Below are 20,685 nucleotides of genomic sequence, written 5' to 3'. Positions count from 1 at the left end.
TGAATCTGGGTTATGGCCGTGCTACTACGCAGCAGAGTTGTTCATCCCACACTGCCCGAGCCGCACACACCGCCCACTTGAGGCAGGTGCGCGGCGGGCTCGCTGCTTTAAGCGCGGCGACTGTTGATCTCGTCGATCAGCTGCGGCACCACGTCGTCGACATCGCCGATCACGCCGAAGTCCGCGATCTCGAAGATCGGCGCATCCTCATCGTTATTAATCACCACGATGCGCTTGGAGGTTTGCATGCCGGACTTGTGTTGGATTGCGCCCGAGAGGCCGAGCCCGATGTAGAGATCCGGGGAGACGGTCACGCCGGTCTGGCCGATCTGGTAGTTGGCATCGTAGAAACCTTCGTCCACGGCATCGCGGGTGGCACCCACCGCGCCGTCGAAAAGATCAGCCAAGGGCTCGGCCAGCTCCGCAAATCCTTCGGCGGAGCTGAGGCCACGACCACCGGCCACCACCACGGAGGCTTGGCTCAGCTGCGGCCGGTCGCCCCGCTCGGCCGGGGTGAAGGAGCGCACCTGAACGTCCAGCGGCGAAGAGCTCGGCAGATCAATGGTGGCTAGCGCCCCGGAGGCGGGGGCGGCGTCAGGCGTGATCGCCCCGGCGCGCAGCGCATAGATCGGGCTATCGCCACCGACTGCGGCCGTGACCGCGTAGCTGTCACCGAAGATGGACTGCTCGGCGGTGCCATCGGGGTTAATACCCACCACATCATTGAGCACACCGGAGGCAACGCGCGCCGCAAGCCGTCCGGCGATTTCCGAACCGACGACCCCGGCTGCCACCACGATTGGTGCCGGCTGCCCGGCGGCGAGCATGGATAGGGCATCCACCTCAGGGATGATCAGCCGGTTATCCACGGACTCCGACTCCGCGGCGATCACCATCTCCGCCCCCCACTGCCCAAGTTGAGCGGCGAAGCTCTCTGCGGTGCCAGGGGTTCCAACCACCACAGCAGAGACATCGCCGAGCTGACGGCCGGCGCTAATCAGCTCGGCAGTGACTGCGTCGAGCTCACCATGGGAATGCTTGACAAGTACGTATGTCATCGTTGTTCACTACGCCTTTCTGACTGCGCTTTAGAGCAGGCCCTCGTTGGCCAAATAATCAGCGATGGCCTTGCCGGCCTCGCCGTGGTCGCGGATGATTTCGCCGGATCCACGCTCCGGACGCGGCGTCGCGGCCTGCACCACGGTGGCCGAGTGCGCCACCCCCACCTGGGAGGCATCCACGCCGATGGCGGCAAGATCAATGCGAGTGATCTCGGCCTTCTTAGCGGCCATGATGCCCTTGAAATTGGGAAAGCGCGGCTTGGCGGCGCGCTCATTGATAGAGACAACAGCCGGATACGAGGCGCTCACCTCGTAGCTGCCCTGATGATCAGTGCGGGTGGCCTCCACGACTCCTGCGGCAGTATCGACGCTCACATCCGCCACCGTGGTGAGTGCAGGCAGCTGCCGATACTCCGCCAAAATGCCTGGGATCATTCCCATCTGTCCATCCGAGGAGGCGTTACCGGCAATAATGAGCGCCACATCATCGATGGTGTTGATCGCGTTGTGCAAGGCCCAAGCTGTCCCCATCGCATCGGAGCCCGCCAGAGAATCGTCGACAAGCAACACAGCATCATCGGCACCCATGGATAGCGCCTTGCGCAAAGCCTCCTCGGCTCGCTCGGTGCCCATGCTCAGCGCCACCACCCGGAAGCCCGCGTCAGGGTGAGCTTCTCTGATGCGTAGTGCCTGTTCCACCGAGTACTCGTTGATCTCGTCGATCACTTCGTCCGCCGCCGCGCGATCGAGGGTGAAATCCTCCTCGAGCGACTTCGTGGACCACGTATCGGGTACGTGCTTGACCAGTGCAACCAATGCTGGCATGAGCTCGTTCAATCTCCTTCGGAGTAGTTTTTCAACACACTTTTGTTGTCTATTTTCTTAGCGGTCACCATCGTAATGCTTCCGCGGATGGCAGACAAAGGCCATCGCGCCCTGATCAAGCCGCGCAATCACGCAGGCATAGGGCCTGGATCCGCGCAGCTTCAACTTCTTGCGCAACGCATCTGGATCCACATCCACCCCGCGCACCAAAATTTCCAGGCTGCCCGCATCGCGCCGTTTCATCACCTGACGCAGCTGCTTCATCGACACCGCCTCGAGCACCTCGAAGCCACTCGCCCCCGGCGGTATCTCCTCGCCGGTGAGATACGCGATGTGCTCATTCAGCATCCACAGCCCGTGCCGCGCGGCATAGGCGCGCACCAGCCCCGCCCGCACCACAGCCCCATCAGGGTCAATTATGAACCGGCCCACCTCGCCGACCTGAGCCTGCGGCGGCTCCTCCGCACTGGTGTAGCGCTCCAGCTCGCCGGATTCCTTGATCACCCACGCCTCGCGCGAGGGACCACCCAGCTGCTCGGTGTACAGGCAGGTCTCTTTCACCGCCCCGGCAACACTCGCCACGGTGACCGCGCCAGGCCACTGAGAATAATCAATGCCTGGGGCACACTTAATCACCAGCGGTGTCAATGGATAGGCAGCCACCAGATCAGGCAGCGGCGGCACGAGATCCTCCACTTTCGTGATCCGCCGCCCACCAGCCCGGCGCGCCGGATCGGCGATGACCACATCGGCGCTTGGCACCACGGGCTTCAGGGCGTCTGCGCGCACACAGCGATGCGCCGCCAGATTGTGCACTGCCATGGCCACTCGCGCAGCGTCGAGATCCGAGCCCACATAGCGCAGCCCCGCCCGCTGGGCCTCGAGCCCCTCGCTAGCGATCGAACAGGTGGCATCGTGCACCAGCGCCTCGTTTCCGCACAGCTCGCGTAGCCGCTGAGCGCGCGCGGCAGCCACCTGCCACGGGGTGGCCTGCTGGGCCGATTCATGGCACATCAGGAGACTCGAGCTCGGGGCGTGAAACTTCTGTGCCGCTGAACGGCGGGCGCTGATGAGCTCGATGACGGCGCGGCCATAGTCGCCAAACTCAGTACGCGCCGCGGCGTGATCTGCGATCATGCTCGCCTGTGTGCACGCATGCTCCCGCGCCCACTGCTCGATCGCTTCCTGGTGGGTCGCTAGAAAACTGACCTCGCTGGGGATAAAGGACATAATCGCCCAGTCTAGTGGCCGCCTATGAAGCTACTACGCATCAGAGATCACGCGCCCGAAATAGCTATTGCATTCCGGCTTATCGACGATCGGCTCCATATCCACCTCCGGCAGCGTCGCCCATAGCTCGGCCACGGAGTTCACGGCGCTGAGCACCTGCAGTTTTGACCATGTTGGTAGCACTAGCTGGATTTTCCCACCCTCCCAGTCGGCGAGGAGCTCGCTGGGGCGATACCAACCGGCGGTCGCGGTCTCCCCAGATACTGCATCGGGCACCTGCTCCGCTGGGGCGCGCACCACAAAAGAAAAGGCGTCGAATTGCCGCTCGGCCCCAGGTGGCCCAATCCAGCGAGCGAAGGGGTGCAGCCGTGACGACGCCAGCAGCAGCTGCTGTTGCTGCAGGAACTGGGCGAACCCACGCCGTTTGCTCTCCAATTCCACGCGTTGATGGTGGTAGCGCCCGGCGTGGTGCAAGAGCTCGCCACTGCGATGCTGGGCGATGAGCGTGCCGGTTTCTTCAAACAGCTCCCGCACCGCGGCCGTCACTATGGCCACGGCATCGGCAGGATCGACACCGAGATCCTTACCCCACTGGTGTGCGCTCGGGCCTTGCCATACCTCGGCGCGAAACCCTGGGGCTAGATAGTCTCCCGGGTCCACCCCACCGCCTGGAAACACCGTGGCTGAGGGGAAGGTGGGCATCGAGCTCACCCGGTGCTGGGCATACACCTCCAACCCCCAGTCGCCATCGCGCACCAGCACCACAGTCGCGGCCCGGCGCGGCGTTGGGGCGCAGCACCCTGGCGTTGGCGTGAAAGGAGTTTGGGAGAGATCCCGGGCGGTGGGGCGGTCCATAACTCTGATGCGTAGTAGCCCTAGGAGCGCGGGGCGCGGTGGGCGCCGCCGGTGCGCGCTCGGCGCGCGAAGTAGCGCCCGTCGATACGATCGAGGGTGATCTGCTGGTGGAAGGTGGTGGTGAGGTTTTCGCTCGTGAGGACATCGTCGATGAGGCCCTGGGCCACGATGCCGCCTTCATCGAGAAGCATCGCGTGGGTGAAGCCGCGCGGAATTTCCTCCACGTGGTGAGTGATCATCACCGTGGCCGGCGCATCGGGGTCCATGGCGAGCTCACCCAAATATCCGACGAGGTCCTCGCGCCCGCCGAGGTCAAGCCCCGCACCCGGCTCGTCCAGCAGGAGCAGCTCGGGGTTCGTCATTAGCGCCCGCGCGATGAGCACGCGCTTCTTCTCGCCCTCACTCAACGTTCCCCAGGTGCGGTCCCGCAAATGTAGCGCCCCCACCTGCTCGAGGGTGTCGATGGCGTGCTCGAAATCCATGTCCTCATATGCCTCGCGCCAGCGCCCCAAGATGGCATAGCCGGCGGAGATCACCAGATCGGCGACTTTTTCGTTCTCGGGGATGCGCCCGCCGATCGCCGAGGAGGTCATGCCGATCATGGTGCGCAGATCACGCATATCGGTTTTACCTACCTGCTCGCCCATGAGAAACGCCACGCCACTGGTGGGGAAAGCCTCCGCAGCAGCGAGGCGAAACAGCGTGGTTTTCCCAGCCCCGTTCGGGCCGATCACAACCCAGCGCTCATCCAACTCCACCTGCCAGGTGATATCACCCAGCAAGGTGCGGCCATCGCGCACAAAGGAGATGTCGCGAAAATCGATCAATAGGTCCGGGTCGGTGGGGGCTATCGGCGAGGAACTCATAGCCTCCATCATGGCGGAAAAATGCACCGCGGTGGGTGAGCCACACCCTGCACTCCCTCAGCTGCAGCCACCCAGCGGATCGAAGCTGGTGAGAGGGGGTGATGGGAGGGGAGGTGACGTCGATAAGCGCACAGCACATGCCGCATCACTGTGGTCAAGATTCCAAAAGGAGCAGCCTGTACATCCCCTCTGAAGCCAGTAGACTTGGGGATCAACGTCGCATCGTCTATAGAAATAGCCCGCGCTTATCACTCATCAACGATGGCGCGGAGCGAGAGAAAGTGGTGTCTATTGTGACTGGCAGACTCGGTATCGATGACGTCCGCCCGTACATCTCCGGGAATCGTTGCCCCTCTAAGGCCGTGGTAGGTGAGGTCGTTCCCGTCTTCGCCTTGATCTGGCGCGAGGGGCATGATGCTATCTCCGCCACCCTCAATGTCAAGGGCCCTAAGGAGTCCTCGGTGGCCCCGAAGATGAAGCGCATCCCGATGAGTGCCGATTCCTTCGACCAAGACGAGCACCACGCAATCTTTGTGCCCGATGTGCCCGGCCAGTGGAGCTTCCGAGTGGACGCGTGGTCGGATCCGATGGCCACTTGGCGCCACGCGGTGACCGCCAAGATTCACGCCGGCCAAACCGCCGCCGAGCTGGCCAACGATCTCGAAACCGGCGCCCAGCTCTTCGAACGCGCAGCCAAGGGCGCACCGAAGGCCTACTACGAGCAGCTTCTCGACGTCGCCGCCACCCTGCGCTCCGACGCCGATGTGCGCGCCCGCGTGGCCCCAGCACTGTCGAAGGATGTCATCGGCATTCTCGATCTGCACCCGCTGCGCGAACTACTGACCCGCGGCCGCACCCATAAAGTGGAGGTCATGCGCCGCAAGGCCCTCGTGAGCTCCTGGTATGAGCTCTTCCCCCGCTCAACCGGCGGATGGGATGACACCGGCGCCCCGGTGCATGGCACCTTCGCCAGCACCGCCGAACAACTCCCCCGAATCAAAGCCATGGGCTTCGACACCGTCTACTTCCCGCCGATTCACCCCATCGGCGAGATCAACCGCAAAGGCCGCAACAACACCCTTGTTCCCGAACCGGAGGATGTGGGATCGCCGTGGGCCATCGGCTCCGCTGACGGCGGCCACGATGCCGTACACCCCAAGCTCGGCACCCTCGATGACTTCGACCAGCTCATCGCGCGCGCCAAGGAACTCGACCTCGAGATCGCCCTCGATCTGGCGCTGCAGTGCGCCCCCGATCACCCCTGGGCCGCAGAACACCCCGAATGGTTCACTGTGTTGCCCGATGGCACCATCGCCTACGCGGAGAACCCGCCCAAGAAGTACCAAGACATCTACCCGCTGAACTTCGACAACGACCAGCAGGGCATCTACGAGGAAATCCTGCGCGTAGTGAAGTTCTGGATCAAGCGCGGCGTCACCACCTTCCGCGTGGATAACCCGCACACCAAACCCACCAACTTCTGGGAATGGCTCATCGCCACCGTGCACGAAACCAACCCCGAGGTGATCTTCCTCGCCGAGGCCTTCACCCGCCGGCCCCGCCTCTACGGCCTAGCCAAGGCAGGCTTCTCCCAGAGCTACACCTACTTCACTTGGCAAACCTCCAAGCAGGAGCTCACTGAGTTCGGCCTCGAAATCGCCCGCATGGCCGATATCTCCCGGCCTAATCTCTTTGTCAACACCCCCGACATTTTGCACGCCTCCCTCCAAGAAGGCGGCCGCGGCGCCTTCGCTATTCGTGCCGCACTGGCCACCACCCTCTCCCCGCTGTGGGGCATGTACTCCGGCTTCGAACTCTACGAAGGCGAAGCCGTGGCACCTGGCAGCGAGGAATACATGGACTCCGAGAAATACCAGCTGCGCCCCCGCGACTTCGACGGGGCACTGCGCAATGGCGACTCCCTCGAGCCCTACATCACCACCCTTAACCGGATCCGCCACGAACAGCCCGCCCTCCAGCAGCTGCGTGCTATCCACTTCCACGACATCGACTCCGACCAGATGATCGCCTACTCCAAGGTGGACGCCCTCACCGGCAACACCGTGCTCGTGATCGTCAACCTCGACCCGTGGAACGAGCACGAAGCCACCGTGCACCTCAACATGGAAGCCATCGGCCAAGACTGGGACGCCCAGTTCGAAGTCGCCGACCAGATCACCGGCAGCCGCTACACCTGGGGCGCACACAACTACGTCAACCTCAAACCCTGGGAGAACGTCGCCCACATCTTCGTCCTGCCCGATGTGCCGCCCGCCCGGCGCGAGCAGCTCGCCTGGCGCAGCATCGAGGACTACCGGCTCTAAAGCCGCAGCCATAGCGGTCTGAGGGACACCGAACTCTGCTGCTACTACGCAGCAGAGTTCGGGGGTGGCAGCGAGGTGGCGTCTAATAAGCGCTTATTCCTCCTCGCCGCTGACGATATACCTCCTCTCGATGCCCGTATATCCGCTGTATACGGCGGGCATCGCCGCTTGTATCCATCGCGTTTTATTGCTGATTTCCCGCCGCCGCTTCAGGCGCCAGGCAAGCCCCACGGGCTCACCATTTCCCGGCGTAACTCTGATGCGTAGTAGCGATCTTCGACAATCCACCTTGTAGATAAGAAAGCTCACCCCATGCCCTTCGATCCTCACGATCCCACCCTCGGCATCCCTGACCACGACCTGCAACGGCTGCGCTTCTGCCAGCATCACGACCCGCACGCTTTCTACGGCTGGCACGCGACCCCCAGTGGCGCGGTGATCCGTACTCGCCAGCCTGGCGCGGAGCGAGTGGAGATCCTCACCGCCGACGGCACCACCCTAGAGGCCGTCCACACCACCGACGGTATTTTCGCCGCCCTCCTGCCCTCTTCGGAGCCGATTGACTACCGCCTGCGCGTGACGTGGCCCGGTATGCAGCCGCGCACAGTGGCGGACGGCTATCACTTCCTGCCCACCTTGGGTGAAACGGACCTGTACCTCATTGGTGAGGGGCGACACGAGCGGCTGTGGGAGGTGCTGGGCTCGCATGTGCGCACGATCGATACGGAGATGGGGCCCGTGGTGGGCACCTCCTTCGCGGTATGGGCGCCGAATGCGATCGGTGTCGCCGTGGTGGGTAGTTTCTCCGGCTGGAATCCGGCGCAGTACCCGATGCGCTCGCTCGGCTCCTCCGGGGTGTGGGAAGTGTTCATCCCTGGAGTCGGGGTCGGCGAGGTGTACAAGTACGCCATCCAGACCAAGCAGGGGCATCGTCGCGACAAGGCCGATCCGTTAGCCCGTCAGGCGGAGGTGCCGCCGGCGACCGGTTCGATCGTGACGGAATCCACCTATGAGTGGAAAGACGATGCGTGGATTACCACTCGGGCGCGGTCGAACGCCCAGGCCGAGCCGATGAGTGTCTACGAGGTGCACCTCGGCTCGTGGAAACAGGGTCGCACCTATGAGGATCTCGCCGTGGAGCTGGTGGACTATGTGGATCACATGGGCTACACCCACGTGGAGTTCCTTCCTGTGGCCGAGCACCCCTTCGGCGGCTCGTGGGGCTACCAGGTCTCCGGCTACTACGCACCCACCTCGCGGTGGGGCACCCCGGATCAGTTCCGCGCCTTGGTGGATGCCTTCCACGCTCGAGGCATCGGCGTGATCGTGGACTGGGTGCCGGCACACTTCCCCAAGGACGAGTTCGCCCTTGCTCGCTTTGACGGCGAGCCGCTCTACGAGCACCCGGATTGGCGCCGCGGCGAGCAAAAGGACTGGGGCACCTATGTCTTCGACTTCGGCCGCACCGAGGTCCGCAACTTCCTCGTGGCCAACGCGCTGTACTGGTGCAAGGAGTTTCACATCGACGGCCTGCGCGTGGACGCGGTGGCCTCCATGCTCTATTTGGACTACTCCCGCAATGAGGGCGAATGGCTGCCCAACCAGTTCGGCGGCCGCGAAAACCTCGAGGCCAAGCAGCTTCTGCAAGAAGTGAACGCCACCGTGGCCAACACCTTCCCTGGAGTGCTGACTATCGCCGAGGAATCCACCTCATGGCCAGGGGTGACCGCCCCCACCTACAACGACGGCTTGGGGTTTTCCTTGAAGTGGAACATGGGCTGGATGAACGACACCCTCGAATACTTCTCGCAGGATCCCATCAACCGCAAGTACCACCACCACGAGATCACCTTCTCGATGGTCTACGCCTACTCCGAGCGCTATGTGCTGCCCATTTCCCACGATGAGGTCGTGCACGGCAAGGGCACACTCTGGACCCGCATGCCGGGAGATCCGTGGAACAAGGCTGCCGGGGTGCGTACCCTGCTCGCCTACATGTGGGCTCACCCGGGCAAGAATCTGCTCTTCCAGGGCCAGGAGTTTGCCCAGTCGCGGGAGTGGAGCGAAAACCGTTCCATCGACTGGGAGGATATGGACGGCTGGGAGGGAGAGTTCCACCGCGGCGTGCACCAGCTGGTGCGCGATCTCAACTCCACCTACAAGGAACTGCCGGCCCTCTACTCGCTCGACAGCGATCCGGCTGGTTTCCGCTGGGCGAAATCCGATGACGCGGACAACAACATTCTCGCTTTCTACCGCACCGGCGATCAGGGCGAGAAGCTGTTGTGCGTGTTCAACTTCGGTGGTTCCTCCCAGCCGGCCTACACCGTCGGTGTGCCCGAGGCTGGACATTGGTCGCTGATTCTCAACACCGACGCGGGTGCCTATGAGGGGGCGGCCAACGATATCGGCAGCGGTTTCGACGCCGCCGATAACGCCTGGGACGGCTACCCCTACTCCACTACGCTGCACATCCCAGCGCTGTCCGCGCAGTGGTACCGGCTGGATAACGAGCGCTAGTACAGCGCCGAGGCCAGCTTGCCCCGCGCCGCGAGCACGCGCGGATCAGCAGCGTCATACATGCCCAACAGCTCGATGAGGCGGTCCTTCAGGGCCGCCTTGTCGTCTCCCTGGGCCTGAGTGATCGCGGCGATGAGGCCATCGAAAGCCTCCTCCACACGCCCGCGGGCGATGAGCGCATCGGCTGCTGCGTAGTGCTTATCGACGCCACCCTCCGTCGCACCATCTTCATCCCCCGCTGCGGCCTCCGCCGCGCGGGCCCGCTGAATCACCTCGGCGCGCTTACGCAGCTGCTCCAGCTCCTCATCCTTCGGCTGCGCAGCCTGCAGCTCCTCCAGCAACTCCAGCGCCTGGTCTGCATCCGGTTCCTCGGCGTCCAGCATGCTGCGCACCTGTGCGATCCGCGGATCATCCTGCTCGGGCTCACCGGGCAGGCCTTCCAGCTTGCCGGCCACGGCCCCCACCACCGCAGCTGTCCACTGTTGCAAGGCGTCCTCGGGCTGACCGCCCTGGAAATCGGTGATGGGACGCCCCTGGGCGAGCGCAAGCACGGTCGGCAGCCCCTGTACTCCCAAAGCTTGGGCGAGCTGCGGGGTGCTATCGGCATCGAGATAGGCATAGATCCAGCTGATCTGTTCCTGCATGCCAGCCAGCCGGGTAAACACGGTGTGCATCTCCGCGGACTCGGGCGAGCGTTGCGTACCGATGTGCACCACCACCGGCACCTGCATGGACCGCTCAACAACCTCGGCCTGAATATTCTGCTCGCTCACGGTAACAACGGGCGAAACACCCTGCTTGGCATCTCGTCCCTGTGCTTGGGCGCGCGCATCCGCACGGGTTTTCACCTCCCCAAGGTCGATAGCGCCGGCAACAAAACGTTCGGGGGCCTGCTCAGCCATGATGCTCCTTAATTCTGCGTAGTTTCGTCCACCGTGAGTGCGGCCGCGTCCTCACTCAGGTGCTTTTCTAGCGATGCTACTTTGCCCCGCAACTGCCCGGAGTAGCCGGGGCGAATATCGGCCTTGAGCACCAGCGACACCCGCGGGCTCACCGCCAGCACCGCCTCGGTTGCGTGCTTGACCACCTCCATCACCTCATCCCATTCACCTTCAACGAGCGTGAACATTGCGTTCGTCTCATGCGGCAGCCCGGAGGCACGCACCACGCGCACCGCCTCGGCAACCGCCTCCGACATCTCCGCGTCTGCGGTGGGGGTTTCAGTGGGGGCAACAGAAAAGGCAATCAACATGAGTCACATCCTAGCTGTGGCACTGTAGCGGGCACGGTGGAAGTGGCTGGGAGGTGGCGTCGACAAGCGAGCGGGCCTTGTGGCGCCACAGTGCGGTTTCTCTCACTGCCGATCGCTGGCTGCTGCCCCACGACGGGGAGGCTTTGGCTTAGAGTGGAAGGCATGAGTAATGACATTTCTGGCATTGATATCCCCCACGAGTACGTCGTCTGCCTCGACCACGTGGGCATCGCCGTCCCCGACTTCGACGCCGCAGTAGAGTTCTACCGCTCCGCCTTCGGCTGGGTGAACCACCACGATGAAGTCAACGAAGAGCAGGGCGTGCACGAGGCCATGATCGGCCCGAAGAACATGTCCGCCACCGACGGCATGATTCAGCTGCTCGCCCCGCTGAATGAGCAATCCACCATCGCAAAGTTCATCGACAAGAAGGGCCCGGGCCTGCAGCAGATGTGCCTGCGCACCAACAACATGGATGCCCTGTGCGAGCACCTACGCAGCCAAGGCGTGCGTTTGCTCTACGACGCACCGAAGCAAGGCACCGGCGGAGCTCGCATCAACTTCGTCCACCCGAAGGATGCCGGCGGCGTGCTTCTGGAGCTCACCGAGCCGGTGAAGTAATACCCCCTGCGACTTCGTGGGCCCGCGGCGCTAGCGCCGGGCCCAGCATGCGCGGTGCCAATGCCGACGATCGGCGGCACCGCGCATCGTGTCTTTCGGCCAGGCCACAATATGCGCCGTTCCCGAATAGATCGGCCCCTGGCAGCCCGGACACACATAATCCTTCACCGCAGATGGCCCGCCCATCTCGCGGACATAGTAGTCGCGGCCAAAGCTATAGCTCGGCCCCTCCTCCACCCGGGTTCCTAGATAGCCGCTGCCATCCCGCGGCACTGGGCGCGGTGCAAACCGGCCCGAGGTATTCCTGCGATTCTTGCGCGGCACAACGCTCTCCTCCCATATCACTTAGGCTGCACACCGCACCCGCACTCTGATGCGTAGTAGCAGAGTTTTTAAAACAGCCGTAGCTCGTCAGATTCGAGTCCACGCAGCTCGTCATAGTCGAGCACTACGCAGGAGAATCCACGATCCTCAGCCAGCGTCTTCGCCTGGGGCTTAATCTTCTGGGCGGCGAACACACCCCGCACCGGTTTGAGGAGTTCATCGCGGTTCAACAACTCCACATATCGAGTGAGTTGCTCCACGCCGTCGATCTCGCCGCGGCGCTTAATCTCCACTGCCACGGTCTGGCCATTTTCGTCTCGGCAAAGAATATCCACCGGCCCAATCGCGGTGTAATACTCGCGGCGGATAAGCGTGTAGCCCGGCCCAAGGGTGGTGATGTGCTCAGCCAAAAGCTCCTGTAGGTGCTGCTCCACGCCGTCTTTTTCCAGACCCGGATCTTCGCCTAGGTCGTATTCCAGCTCGGAATGAATGGCCTCTACTGTGATGCGTAGTTGCTCACCTTTAGCGTTTTCCACCACCCACAACCGCACCCCGGCATCGGCCTTGTCGGAGTCCTCGATGCTCTGCTCTGTGAGCGTGCACGGAGGAGTCATCCAATTCAGTGGCTTGTAGGCGCGATCATCGGCGTGGATGGACACGGAGCCATCTGCTTTGATCATGAGCAGCCGATCGGCGGTGGGAAGATGGGCCTCGAGCCGACCCACGTAGTCAACGGAACAACGAGCAATCACGAGTCGCATTCTGACTACATTAACAGAGTCTCCGGCTACTCCCGTGTGCTCTTAGCGGCCTTGACTTTCACGAAAATACCAGCGGGCCACCCGCGGATTCGAGCGGATCCGCTGCCGTGAAGGCGCCGCCTCGATCCACGCGGTCAACGCCATCTCCCCGCGGGCATCAAGCGCCACCTCGTAGCCTTGGCCAGCAATATCCAGCTGGAGAACGGAGAGGTTCGGCTCCATAAAAGAAGCCTCCCCCGCGGTAATCCGCCGCCGCGAAACCACGTGGGTATCGGCTCGGCTAAACACCAAATTCGGGAAAGGCAAAATGGAGCGCACCTTGTAGTAGTACAGCACCATGCCGCGGTAGCGCAGCATTCCGTGCCGCCACCCGTGTACGCCCTCGGCGGGAAGGCGCCGCACAATCACAGGTGTGCCTTGGGAGCGCAGCGTGAGAAACCGCCACAGAACGAGAACCGCAGCCACTCCGGCTGCCGCGATAATCAGACTGGCGATAATTCGCACTTCCATGCCACTCTCCCGCCGCGGATATGCTCCTTAAGAGACTTGGAAAATTATTCTCAGTCTACATCTATCAAGATCCATATTCTTCATTATCGCGCTGAGCTGCGCTTTTCGACGCCATCTCCCCGCCTTCTCCTCTGATGTCTGGCAAGAACACTCACTGCCATCGATACACCAAGGCGCCACCCCTAAAAAGTAGGGATGGCGCCTGAGTTGTAACTAGCGTGTCAAGCCTGAGGGGCTTTAGCCTTCGCGGCGACGAACCGCCTTCAGCTCGGCTTCTGCCCGAGCCTTCTCCACAGCGTCGCCGGTGGCGAGCGCGGACTCAGCGGCGGAAGAATCCACCTCGTCGGCCCACGTTGCGTAGTCAGCAAGAACAGTGACCTTGTCCGGGGTGACGGAGAAGAAGCCGCCCTGGCATGCGGCGACCTTCTTCTGGCCGTCTGTGGTGGTCAGAGTCACCACGCCGTTTTCGACGAGCTGAGCAAGCATAGGCTCGTGCCCTGGCAACACGCCGATTTCACCTTCGATGGTCTGCGCGGTGACGATCGTGGCCCGGCCGGACCACAGTACGCGTTCCACGGAGACCAGTTCTGCGGCGATGTCAGCCATAGCTTAGCCCTTAACCTTCCGCTTGGATCTTCTTGTAGGCAGCTTCGACGTCGTCCAAACCGCCGAGACCGTTGAAGGCCTGCTCCGGGTAGTGGTCGAACTCACCGTTGCAGATGCGCTCGAAGGCGTCGATGGTGTCCTCCAACGGCACGTAGGAGCCGGGAAGACCGGTGAACTTCTCAGCAACGAAGAAGTTCTGGCCCAGGAAGCGCTCGATGCGACGGGCACGCTGCACCGTGATCTTGTCTTCCTCACCGAGCTCGTCCATACCCAGGATGGCGATGATGTCCTGCAGCTCCTTGTTCTTCTGCAAGATACCGATCACGCGCTGGGCCACTGCGTAGTGACGCTCGCCGACGATACCGGGCTCGAGGATACGAGAGGTAGAGGTCAGCGGGTTCACTGCGGGGTAAATACCCTTCGACGCGATACCACGGTCAAGCTCGGTGGTGGCGTCGAGGTGGGCGAAGGTGGTGGCGGGAGCGGGGTCGGTGTAGTCATCGGCAGGCACGTACACGGCCTGCAGCGAGGTAATCGACTTGCCCTTGGTGGAGGTAATGCGCTCCTGGAGCACACCCATCTCGTCAGCCAGGGTGGGCTGGTAACCCACGGCAGAAGGCATACGACCCAGCAGGGTGGACACCTCGGAGCCAGCCTGGGTGAAACGGAAGATGTTGTCGATGAACAGCAGCACGTCCTGGTGCTGCACATCGCGGAAGTACTCCGCCATGGTCAGACCGGACAGAGCCACGCGCATACGGACTCCTGGCGGCTCATCCATCTGGCCGAAGACAAGCGCGGTGTCTTGCAGCACGCCCATCTCCTCCATCTCGAGGTGGAGGTCCGTACCCTCACGGGTACGCTCGCCCACACCGGCGAACACGGAGGTACCGGAGAATTCGCGGGCGATACGGGTGATCATCTCCTGGATGAGCACGGTCTTGCCCACACCTGCACCACCGAAGAGACCAATCTTGCCGCCCTTGACGTAAGGGGTCAGCAGGTCGATCACCTTGATGCCGGTTTCGAGGATCTCGGTCTTACCCTCGAGCTGGTCGAATGCCGGAGGCTCGCGGTGGATACCCCACTGCTCACCATCGCGGCCGAGACCCGGCTCGTCGAGGCAGTCACCGAGGGCGTTGAACACGTGGCCCTTGACGACGTCGCCCACGGGCACCGAAATCGGCTTGCCGGTGTCGGTCACCTCTGCACCGCGGACCAGGCCGTCGGTGGGTGCCATGGAGATGGCGCGCACGAGGTTATCGCCCAGGTGCTGAGCGACCTCGAGGGTGATGGTCTTTGCCACTGCTTCGAGGGAGACCTCGACAGTCATGGCGTTGAAGAGTGCCGGAAGAGCGCCGCGGGGGAATTCCACGTCGACAACCGGCCCAATGACACGAACTACTCGACCGGCAACTGCGGTCTGAGTATCGTGCTCTTGAAGAGCTGTAGACATAATTTAGTCACTTTCTCCGCTTTCGGCGAGCGCTCCCGCGCCACCGACGATCTCTGTGATTTCCTGCGTAATTTGAGCCTGTCGAGCCTGGTTAGCAACGCGAGAAAGGTCATTGACCAGTGCGGTTGCATTATCCGTAGCGGACTTCATGGCGGTGCGGCGGGAAGCGGATTCTGCCGCAGCGGCCTCCAGGAACAGGGCGTAGACGGTACGCGAAACGTACTTCGGCAGCAGTTCTGCCAGAAGAGTGTCTGCGTCGGGCTCGAAGATATAATCCGCGGCCACACCCTCGTGCTGAGTCAGGATGGACTCCTCGGAGTTAAACTCCTGGGTTTCCAGAACCGGCTCAATGGGCAGCACCTGCTGCACAGCGGCGGTCTGGGTGAGCATCGACTCAAACTTGGTGTAAACAACGTGGACTTGATCGAAGCCCTGCACGCCTTCGCCCTCATCGCCCTTCAAGCCTTCGCGGGGCTTGGTGAAGCCCTCGGAGCTGGCAAGGAAGCCATCGATCAGGTGACGACGCACGTCGTGCGTTTCTTTCCATGACGGGTCTTGCGAGAACCCAGTCCACGCACCCGCAAATTCTTCGCCTCGGAAACTGTAGTAGCCAACACCCTTGTTACCGGTGACGTAGCGCACCGTTTCGTAACCGCGATCCTCCAGCATGCGAACAAGTTCCGCAGCCTTCTTGAACACGTTGTGGTTGTAGCCACCGGCCATTCCTCGGTCACTCGAAACCACCAACACGGCGGCACGCTTGCCGTTCTCACGCTCGTGGAGCATCGGGTGATCCAGGGAGCTAGCGGAAGCCAGCTTGTTGATCACACGGTGCAACTCGACCGCGTACGGCTGCGAGGCCTCAACCCGTGCTTGGGCCTTGGTGATTCGCGAGGTGGCGATCATTTCTTGGGCTTTAGTGATCTTCTTAGTGGAGTTCACTGACCTGATGCGGTCGCGAAGCTCGCGAAGATTAGCCATGAATCATCGCCTCCCTTCTTTTCCTTGGACGGTCATTGTGTGCATCACTGCTTACTTCTTAGCAGCCTTCTTGGACACGGAAATCTGGCTCTTGCTGACTTCCGTCTCGTCGAGTGCATCAACTTCCGGCTCATTAATGATCGGGGTTCCGTCCGAGGCCTGGAAGCTGGCCGCGAAGTTATCGGCTTCTTGACGCAGCTGATCCTTGGACTCATCAGAGAAGGGCACGCCGCCCTTGATCTGCTCGTACACGTCACCGGCAAAGGCGTGCAGGTGCTCGTGCAGCTCAGACTCGAAGCGACGGACGTCCTCAACGGGAACGGAGTCGAAGACGCCCTCGTTCGCAAGGTGGATAGAGACCATCTGGTCCTCCACGCTCATCGGGTTATTTTCAGCCTGCTTCAGCAGCTCAACGAGGCGCTGGCCACGCTCGAGCTGGCGCTTGGAAGCGGAGTCCAAGTCGGATGCGAAGGCAGCGAATGCCTCCAGATCACGGTAGGCGGCCAGATCCAGACGCAGGTTACCGGAGACCTTCTTCATGCCCTTGGTCTGAGCGGCACCACCCACACGGGAGACCGAGATACCCACGTTGATTGCGGGCCTGACGCCCTGGTTGAAGAGGTCGGACTCCAGGAAGACCTGACCATCGGTAATGGAGATCACGTTGGTCGGGATGAAGGCAGAGACGTCGTTGGCCTTAGTCTCAATAATCGGCAGAGCGGTAAGTGAGCCGGCACCCATGTCGTCGGAGAGCTTCGCAGCGCGCTCCAGCAGACGGGAGTGCAGGTAGAAGACGTCACCGGGATATGCCTCGCGTCCCGGGGGACGACGCAGCAGCAGGGAGATCGCACGGTAGGCCTCGGCCTGCTTGGTGAGGTCATCGTAGATCACCAGAACGTGCTTACCCTGGTACATCCAGTGCTGGCCCAGTGCGGCGCCGGAGAACGGAGCCAGCCACTTGAAGCCAGCGGCGTCCGAGGCCGGAGCCGCGACGATCGTGGTGTAATCCAGTGCACCGTGCTCGCGCAGGGTCTCACGGACACCGGCGATGGTCGAGCCCTTCTGACCGATAGCCACGTAGATACAACGAACCTGCTTCTGCGGGTCGCCGCTCTCCCAGTTGGCCTTCTGGTTCAGGATGGTGTCGACACAGACGGCGGTCTTACCAGTCTTACGGTCACCAATGATCAACTGACGCTGACCGCGACCGATCGGGGTCATTGCGTCAATTGCCTTGATGCCGGTCTGCATCGGCTCCTCGACCGGCTGGCGCTGCAGCACGGACGGTGCCTGCAGCTCCAGTGCACGCTCTTCATCTGCTTCAATTGCGCCCAGGCCGTCAATGGGCTGGCCCAGGGGGTTGATAACGCGGCCGAGGAAGTCATCCCCAACCGGAATCGAAAGGACCTCTCCGGTCCGCTTTACTTCGTCGCCCTCTTTAAGAGTCTCGTAGTTACCCAAAACCACGACGCCGACACGGTCGGTGTCCAGGTTCTGAGCGACGCCAATGACGCCGCCAGGGAACTCGAGCAGCTCATTCGCCATCACCGACGGTAGCCCCGAAACCTGGGCAATACCGTCAGCTGCCGAAATGACCACGCCGACCTCCTCGCGGGAGGCCTCCGGGGAGTAGCTCGAGGTGTAGCTAGCAATCGCGCTACGGATCTCATCGGAGGAGATCGTCAGCTCCGCCATGTTCTTCCTGCTCTCGGTTGTTTCGTCCAGCATGTTGTCCAAAAAGTTAGTCGTGTTCGTGCCAAGTGGCCTACAGACCCCGCGGTGCGGGGTTTAGGCGAATGCGCGGCGCATTCTTTCGATCTTGCCCTTGGTAGAGCCGTCGATCACTTCGTCACCAACGCGGATGATCACACCGCCGAGGAGGCTGGTATCAACCTCGGTGTGGACGTTCATCTCACGACCGTAAATACGTCCCAGTTTGTCCGCTAGTGCCTGCTCCTGCGTGGAGTTGAGCTCTGATGCAGCAACGACATGGGCAACTGAGCGGCCAGTGACCTCTGCAGCGGAATCCACCAGAGAAGCCAGATCGTCGATCGGGTTCTTCTCGGGGCGACCAACGGCGTGCAATGCAAGCGCCTCGGTCACCGCGGTGACCTTGCCGTAGAGAACCTTGGCAAACAGCTCACGCTTCCGAGATGCAGGTTGGGTCCGGTCACTGAGAAGCTGAGTCAACTCGGGCTCATCTTCCAGAATGCGGCTCAGTCGGAAGAGCTCATCTTCCACCTGCTTCAGCTGCCCCTGCTCCTGTGCGGAGCGGAACAGGAAGCGTCGTCCAACCTCAACAAGTCCGGTGCGCATTTCGCGCGGGTTGGACCAGTTGAGCTTCACAATGTCGCACAGCACGCCAAGGGCGGTGTGAGACACCTTGCCCTCAAATACCGTCTTCACCAGACCAACGCGAGCGTCGGCCGGAGCGGCTGTATCGGCTGCTGCCACACGCAGGCCACGGTCAGCATCGAGGGCATCGACGATGTCGAACAACTCGGTACCCGTCTGAGCGGCAACTGCTACTGCGTTATCGGAGCCATTGACCACCTGGTCAACGTATCCAAACGCGTGGTTTAGCGCCTCGCGGCTCGCTGCGTGCATATCGCTCACTTTCCTGCCGGAGCCACGCTATCGAGCGAGGACAAGAAGTTGTCGATCGTGCCGGACCGCTTGACGTTGTCGGAGAGTTGCTCCCCGAGCAGACGCTCAGCCAGGTTGATCGAGTTCTGTCCCATCTCGGAACGCAGTTCAGAAACAACCTGCTCGCGCTGAGCAAGAAGCTGCTTCTCTCCGGACTCAATAATGCGGTTGCTCTCTTCGGTAGCCTCGGCCTTCATCTCGTCCACGATCTTCTTGCCCTTATCACGGGCTTCTTCGCGGATCTGCTGTGCCTCAGCGCGGGCCTCAGAAAGCTGCGCGTTGTACTTTTCCAGCGCGGCCTTGGCCTCAGCCTGTGCGGCCTCGGCGCGTTGAATGCCGCCCTTGATCCGGTCCTCACGCTCGGCCAGGACCTCTTGGAACTTCGGAAGTACGAACTTCCAGAAGAGGAACAGGATTACGATGAGCGAAACAAAGGACCAGACGAGGTCGTAGTTAGCAGGCAACAGCACGGAGAAGTGCCCCTCCATGGGCAAATCCTCCTCGCTGGCTGCTAAAAGGGTGTAGACGTTCGTCATGAGTCTTTAGTGCTTTCGTGTCTGTTCGTCTTAGAGGATGAAGCCGGCGACCAGGCCGATGAGGGCGAGGGCCTCGACGAAGGCGATGCCCAGGAACATGGTGGTACGCAGCTGACCGGCCATCTCGGGCTGGCGAGCCATACCCTCGAGAGCCTTACCGACCAGGATGCCGATGCCGAGGCCCGGGCCGATGGTGGCGAGACCGTAGCCGACAGTTGCGATGGAGCCGTCAAGACCATTAGCGGCCTGTGCGAGGATGACTTCGTTCATGATGTGTCGTTCCCTTTCTAGGGGCTCAGCGCTTCCTTAACTGAGCCTGAAATTGTGTGGTTTTTTGGTCCGCTGAAATCAGCGGGTCAGTGTTCGTCTGCGTGCAGAGACAGTTCGATGTAGACGGCCGAGAGCAGAGCGAAGATGTACGCCTGCAAGAAAATGACCAGCATCTCGAACAGTGTGAATGCAATCGCTGCGAATAGGGTCACTGCGGACAGCGCAGTCCAGCCGTTCATCTGCCAGAAGAAGAAGTTAGTGGCAGAGAACAGCAGCACCAAGATGATGTGACCGGCCAACATGTTGGCCATAAGACGCAGAGTGAGGGTTGCGGGGCGCAGCACAAAGGTGGAGAAAAACTCCAACGGGACCACCAGGATGTGAAGGAACCATGGGAGGTTCGGGATCACCACGGAGGACTTGACGTACTTGAAGAACCCGTAGCGCTTCGCACCCGCGTAAACGAAGGCGATGTAGCCGAAAATTGCTAGAACCAGCGGCATGCCGATTCGGGCATTCGGGGAGATGTTCAAGCCAGGAATGATCGAGGGGATATTCATGGCCAGAACCAGGAAGAAGATGGTGGCGATCACCGGCAGGAACCGGCGCCCCTCCTTCTTACCCAGGATATCTTCCGAAATGTGGATACGAACGAAGTCGAGAAGCATCTCGGCAACGTTCTGCAGACCACGCGGAACCACCTTCGGGTTGCGCATAGCCACGAGGAAGAAGATCGCCAACAGCACCGCCATAAGCAGGCGGACGAACATCAGACGGTCGATTGCGAACCAAGTATCTTCGAACCAAATTGGACCCGGGGAAAATTCGTGTTCCAGAGAGGGCGGATGGAACTCACCCTTCATGGACAGTGTTGTAACGCTCAGCGTTCTCTCCCGTGTTCGGGCCGAAACTCCCTGTACAGAGCAGCTTCGGTGCGATGGACGTCTGATTTTCTTTGGCCGTACCGGACTCCGTCGCACATCTCGTGACGGCCAATGGTGGGCAGCACATTGCAGCGTTTGCCCGTCGATTAGATTATCA

The 20,685-nt window shown here is 61.8% G+C and carries 21 protein-coding genes; 3 read left to right on the top strand and 18 right to left on the bottom strand.

The features are described 5' to 3' along the window. Window positions 1–107 precede the first annotated feature (107 nt). Genes CCICO_RS04785 through CCICO_RS04765 form a run of 5 tightly spaced genes read right to left on the bottom strand, consistent with a single transcriptional unit; the run spans window position 108 to window position 4,849 of the window. Window positions 108–1,058 (bottom strand): electron transfer flavoprotein subunit alpha/FixB family protein, encoded by a 951-nt coding sequence (locus CCICO_RS04785; protein WP_018019976.1) that lies wholly within the window; start codon window positions 1,056–1,058, stop codon window positions 108–110. A gap of 30 nt (window positions 1,059–1,088) precedes the next feature. Next, on the bottom strand, window positions 1,089–1,886 hold the full coding sequence (locus tag CCICO_RS04780; protein ID WP_018019977.1) for an electron transfer flavoprotein subunit beta/FixA family protein: 798 nt from the start codon (window positions 1,884–1,886) through the stop codon (window positions 1,089–1,091). A gap of 57 nt (window positions 1,887–1,943) precedes the next feature. Then, window positions 1,944–3,116, bottom strand: coding sequence for a class I SAM-dependent methyltransferase (locus tag CCICO_RS04775; protein WP_018019978.1), 1,173 nt, complete (start codon window positions 3,114–3,116; stop codon window positions 1,944–1,946). A 33-nt stretch (window positions 3,117–3,149) separates the two neighbouring features. After that, window positions 3,150–3,971 carry an NUDIX hydrolase gene (locus CCICO_RS04770; protein WP_083878309.1) on the bottom strand — a complete coding sequence of 274 codons (822 nt, stop codon included), beginning with the start codon at window positions 3,969–3,971 and terminating at the stop codon, window positions 3,150–3,152. Window positions 3,972–3,991: 20 nt separating this feature from the next. Then, complete coding sequence (locus CCICO_RS04765) at window positions 3,992–4,849, bottom strand: ABC transporter ATP-binding protein (RefSeq protein ID WP_026161491.1); 858 nt, start codon at window positions 4,847–4,849, stop codon at window positions 3,992–3,994. Between the two features lie 281 nt (window positions 4,850–5,130). Here CCICO_RS04765 and CCICO_RS04760 point away from each other — a divergent pair, with 281 nt between their 5' ends. Both CCICO_RS04760 and glgB read left to right on the top strand, forming a co-directional pair. Continuing rightward, complete coding sequence (locus tag CCICO_RS04760; RefSeq protein ID WP_026161492.1) at window positions 5,131–7,161, top strand: alpha-1,4-glucan--maltose-1-phosphate maltosyltransferase; 2,031 nt, start codon at window positions 5,131–5,133, stop codon at window positions 7,159–7,161. Between the two features lie 312 nt (window positions 7,162–7,473). Next, complete coding sequence (gene glgB, locus CCICO_RS04755; RefSeq protein WP_018019983.1) at window positions 7,474–9,681, top strand: 1,4-alpha-glucan branching protein GlgB; 2,208 nt, start codon at window positions 7,474–7,476, stop codon at window positions 9,679–9,681. Here glgB and CCICO_RS04750 read toward each other — a convergent pair. Together CCICO_RS04750 and CCICO_RS04745 are read right to left on the bottom strand one after the other, a co-directional pair. Then, the gene (locus CCICO_RS04750) at window positions 9,678–10,583 is read right to left on the bottom strand and encodes a tetratricopeptide repeat protein (RefSeq protein WP_018019984.1); all 906 of its coding nucleotides are present in this window, start codon (window positions 10,581–10,583) and stop codon (window positions 9,678–9,680) included. The genes glgB and CCICO_RS04750 overlap by 4 nt on opposite strands. 8 nt (window positions 10,584–10,591) lie before the next feature. Then, the gene (locus tag CCICO_RS04745) at window positions 10,592–10,933 is read right to left on the bottom strand and encodes a thiamine-binding protein (protein WP_018019985.1); all 342 of its coding nucleotides are present in this window, start codon (window positions 10,931–10,933) and stop codon (window positions 10,592–10,594) included. Between the two features lie 162 nt (window positions 10,934–11,095). On the opposite strand from CCICO_RS04745, the gene mce reads away from it, so the two are divergent. Continuing rightward, window positions 11,096–11,554, top strand: coding sequence for a methylmalonyl-CoA epimerase (gene mce, locus CCICO_RS04740; RefSeq protein WP_018019986.1), 459 nt, complete (start codon window positions 11,096–11,098; stop codon window positions 11,552–11,554). A 30-nt stretch (window positions 11,555–11,584) separates the two neighbouring features. Here the strand turns inward: mce and CCICO_RS04735 are convergent, their stop codons facing one another. The 11 genes from CCICO_RS04735 to atpB form a co-directional block, all read right to left on the bottom strand. Beyond that, window positions 11,585–11,878, bottom strand: a complete 294-nt coding sequence (locus CCICO_RS04735; RefSeq protein ID WP_026161494.1) for an Rv1322 family protein — start codon at window positions 11,876–11,878, stop codon at window positions 11,585–11,587. Window positions 11,879–11,946: 68 nt separating this feature from the next. Continuing rightward, entirely contained in the window at window positions 11,947–12,639 is a 693-nt protein-coding gene (nucS, locus tag CCICO_RS04730) for an endonuclease NucS (RefSeq protein WP_018019988.1), read from the bottom strand. Between the two features lie 42 nt (window positions 12,640–12,681). Further along, window positions 12,682–13,149, bottom strand: coding sequence for a DUF2550 domain-containing protein (locus tag CCICO_RS04725; RefSeq protein WP_018019989.1), 468 nt, complete (start codon window positions 13,147–13,149; stop codon window positions 12,682–12,684). A gap of 237 nt (window positions 13,150–13,386) precedes the next feature. Continuing rightward, window positions 13,387–13,755, bottom strand: a complete 369-nt coding sequence (locus tag CCICO_RS04720) for a F0F1 ATP synthase subunit epsilon (protein WP_018019990.1) — start codon at window positions 13,753–13,755, stop codon at window positions 13,387–13,389. Window positions 13,756–13,765: 10 nt separating this feature from the next. Then, window positions 13,766–15,211, bottom strand: a complete 1,446-nt coding sequence (atpD, locus tag CCICO_RS04715; RefSeq protein WP_018019991.1) for a F0F1 ATP synthase subunit beta — start codon at window positions 15,209–15,211, stop codon at window positions 13,766–13,768. A gap of 3 nt (window positions 15,212–15,214) precedes the next feature. Continuing rightward, window positions 15,215–16,192 carry a F0F1 ATP synthase subunit gamma gene (locus CCICO_RS04710; RefSeq protein WP_018019992.1) on the bottom strand — a complete coding sequence of 326 codons (978 nt, stop codon included), beginning with the start codon at window positions 16,190–16,192 and terminating at the stop codon, window positions 15,215–15,217. Window positions 16,193–16,243: 51 nt separating this feature from the next. Continuing rightward, window positions 16,244–17,920 carry a F0F1 ATP synthase subunit alpha gene (gene atpA, locus CCICO_RS04705; protein ID WP_208854324.1) on the bottom strand — a complete coding sequence of 559 codons (1,677 nt, stop codon included), beginning with the start codon at window positions 17,918–17,920 and terminating at the stop codon, window positions 16,244–16,246. Window positions 17,921–17,980: 60 nt separating this feature from the next. Beyond that, on the bottom strand, window positions 17,981–18,799 hold the full coding sequence (locus CCICO_RS04700; protein ID WP_018019994.1) for a F0F1 ATP synthase subunit delta: 819 nt from the start codon (window positions 18,797–18,799) through the stop codon (window positions 17,981–17,983). A gap of 5 nt (window positions 18,800–18,804) precedes the next feature. Continuing rightward, on the bottom strand, window positions 18,805–19,374 hold the full coding sequence (locus CCICO_RS04695; protein ID WP_026161495.1) for a F0F1 ATP synthase subunit B: 570 nt from the start codon (window positions 19,372–19,374) through the stop codon (window positions 18,805–18,807). 30 nt (window positions 19,375–19,404) lie between these two features. Continuing rightward, the gene (locus CCICO_RS04690; RefSeq protein WP_018019996.1) at window positions 19,405–19,644 is read right to left on the bottom strand and encodes an ATP synthase F0 subunit C; all 240 of its coding nucleotides are present in this window, start codon (window positions 19,642–19,644) and stop codon (window positions 19,405–19,407) included. A gap of 86 nt (window positions 19,645–19,730) precedes the next feature. Next, window positions 19,731–20,507, bottom strand: a complete 777-nt coding sequence (gene atpB / locus CCICO_RS04685) for a F0F1 ATP synthase subunit A (protein WP_018019997.1) — start codon at window positions 20,505–20,507, stop codon at window positions 19,731–19,733. Window positions 20,508–20,685: the final 178 nt, after the last annotated feature.

Origin of the sequence: Corynebacterium ciconiae DSM 44920 (assembly GCF_030440575.1) — a bacterium.
Classification (GTDB): Bacteria; Actinomycetota; Actinomycetes; order Mycobacteriales; family Mycobacteriaceae; genus Corynebacterium; species Corynebacterium ciconiae.
The sequence above is the reverse complement of the archived record's forward strand: the minus strand, read 5'-3'. Positions and strand labels throughout refer to the sequence as shown.

What these genes read in the sequence shown, in the direction of transcription:
- CCICO_RS04785 (WP_018019976.1), bottom strand. Translation starts at nt 1,058, where the DNA reads ATGACATACGTACTTGTCAAGCATTCCCATGGTGAGCTCGACGCAGTC.
- CCICO_RS04780 (WP_018019977.1), bottom strand. Translation starts at nt 1,886, where the DNA reads ATGCCAGCATTGGTTGCACTGGTCAAGCACGTACCCGATACGTGGTCC.
- CCICO_RS04775 (WP_018019978.1), bottom strand. Translation starts at nt 3,116, where the DNA reads ATGTCCTTTATCCCCAGCGAGGTCAGTTTTCTAGCGACCCACCAGGAA.
- CCICO_RS04770 (WP_083878309.1), bottom strand. Translation starts at nt 3,971, where the DNA reads ATGGACCGCCCCACCGCCCGGGATCTCTCCCAAACTCCTTTCACGCCA.
- CCICO_RS04765 (WP_026161491.1), bottom strand. Translation starts at nt 4,849, where the DNA reads ATGATGGAGGCTATGAGTTCCTCGCCGATAGCCCCCACCGACCCGGAC.
- glgB (WP_018019983.1), top strand. Translation starts at nt 7,474, where the DNA reads ATGCCCTTCGATCCTCACGATCCCACCCTCGGCATCCCTGACCACGAC.
- CCICO_RS04750 (WP_018019984.1), bottom strand. Translation starts at nt 10,583, where the DNA reads ATGGCTGAGCAGGCCCCCGAACGTTTTGTTGCCGGCGCTATCGACCTT.
- CCICO_RS04745 (WP_018019985.1), bottom strand. Translation starts at nt 10,933, where the DNA reads ATGTTGATTGCCTTTTCTGTTGCCCCCACTGAAACCCCCACCGCAGAC.
- mce (WP_018019986.1), top strand. Translation starts at nt 11,096, where the DNA reads ATGAGTAATGACATTTCTGGCATTGATATCCCCCACGAGTACGTCGTC.
- nucS (WP_018019988.1), bottom strand. Translation starts at nt 12,639, where the DNA reads ATGCGACTCGTGATTGCTCGTTGTTCCGTTGACTACGTGGGTCGGCTC.
- CCICO_RS04725 (WP_018019989.1), bottom strand. Translation starts at nt 13,149, where the DNA reads ATGGAAGTGCGAATTATCGCCAGTCTGATTATCGCGGCAGCCGGAGTG.
- CCICO_RS04720 (WP_018019990.1), bottom strand. Translation starts at nt 13,755, where the DNA reads ATGGCTGACATCGCCGCAGAACTGGTCTCCGTGGAACGCGTACTGTGG.
- atpD (WP_018019991.1), bottom strand. Translation starts at nt 15,211, where the DNA reads ATGTCTACAGCTCTTCAAGAGCACGATACTCAGACCGCAGTTGCCGGT.
- CCICO_RS04710 (WP_018019992.1), bottom strand. Translation starts at nt 16,192, where the DNA reads ATGGCTAATCTTCGCGAGCTTCGCGACCGCATCAGGTCAGTGAACTCC.
- atpA (WP_208854324.1), bottom strand. Translation starts at nt 17,920, where the DNA reads ATGCTGGACGAAACAACCGAGAGCAGGAAGAACATGGCGGAGCTGACG.
- CCICO_RS04700 (WP_018019994.1), bottom strand. Translation starts at nt 18,799, where the DNA reads ATGCACGCAGCGAGCCGCGAGGCGCTAAACCACGCGTTTGGATACGTT.
- CCICO_RS04695 (WP_026161495.1), bottom strand. Translation starts at nt 19,374, where the DNA reads ATGACGAACGTCTACACCCTTTTAGCAGCCAGCGAGGAGGATTTGCCC.
- CCICO_RS04690 (WP_018019996.1), bottom strand. Translation starts at nt 19,644, where the DNA reads ATGAACGAAGTCATCCTCGCACAGGCCGCTAATGGTCTTGACGGCTCC.
- atpB (WP_018019997.1), bottom strand. Translation starts at nt 20,507, where the DNA reads ATGAAGGGTGAGTTCCATCCGCCCTCTCTGGAACACGAATTTTCCCCG.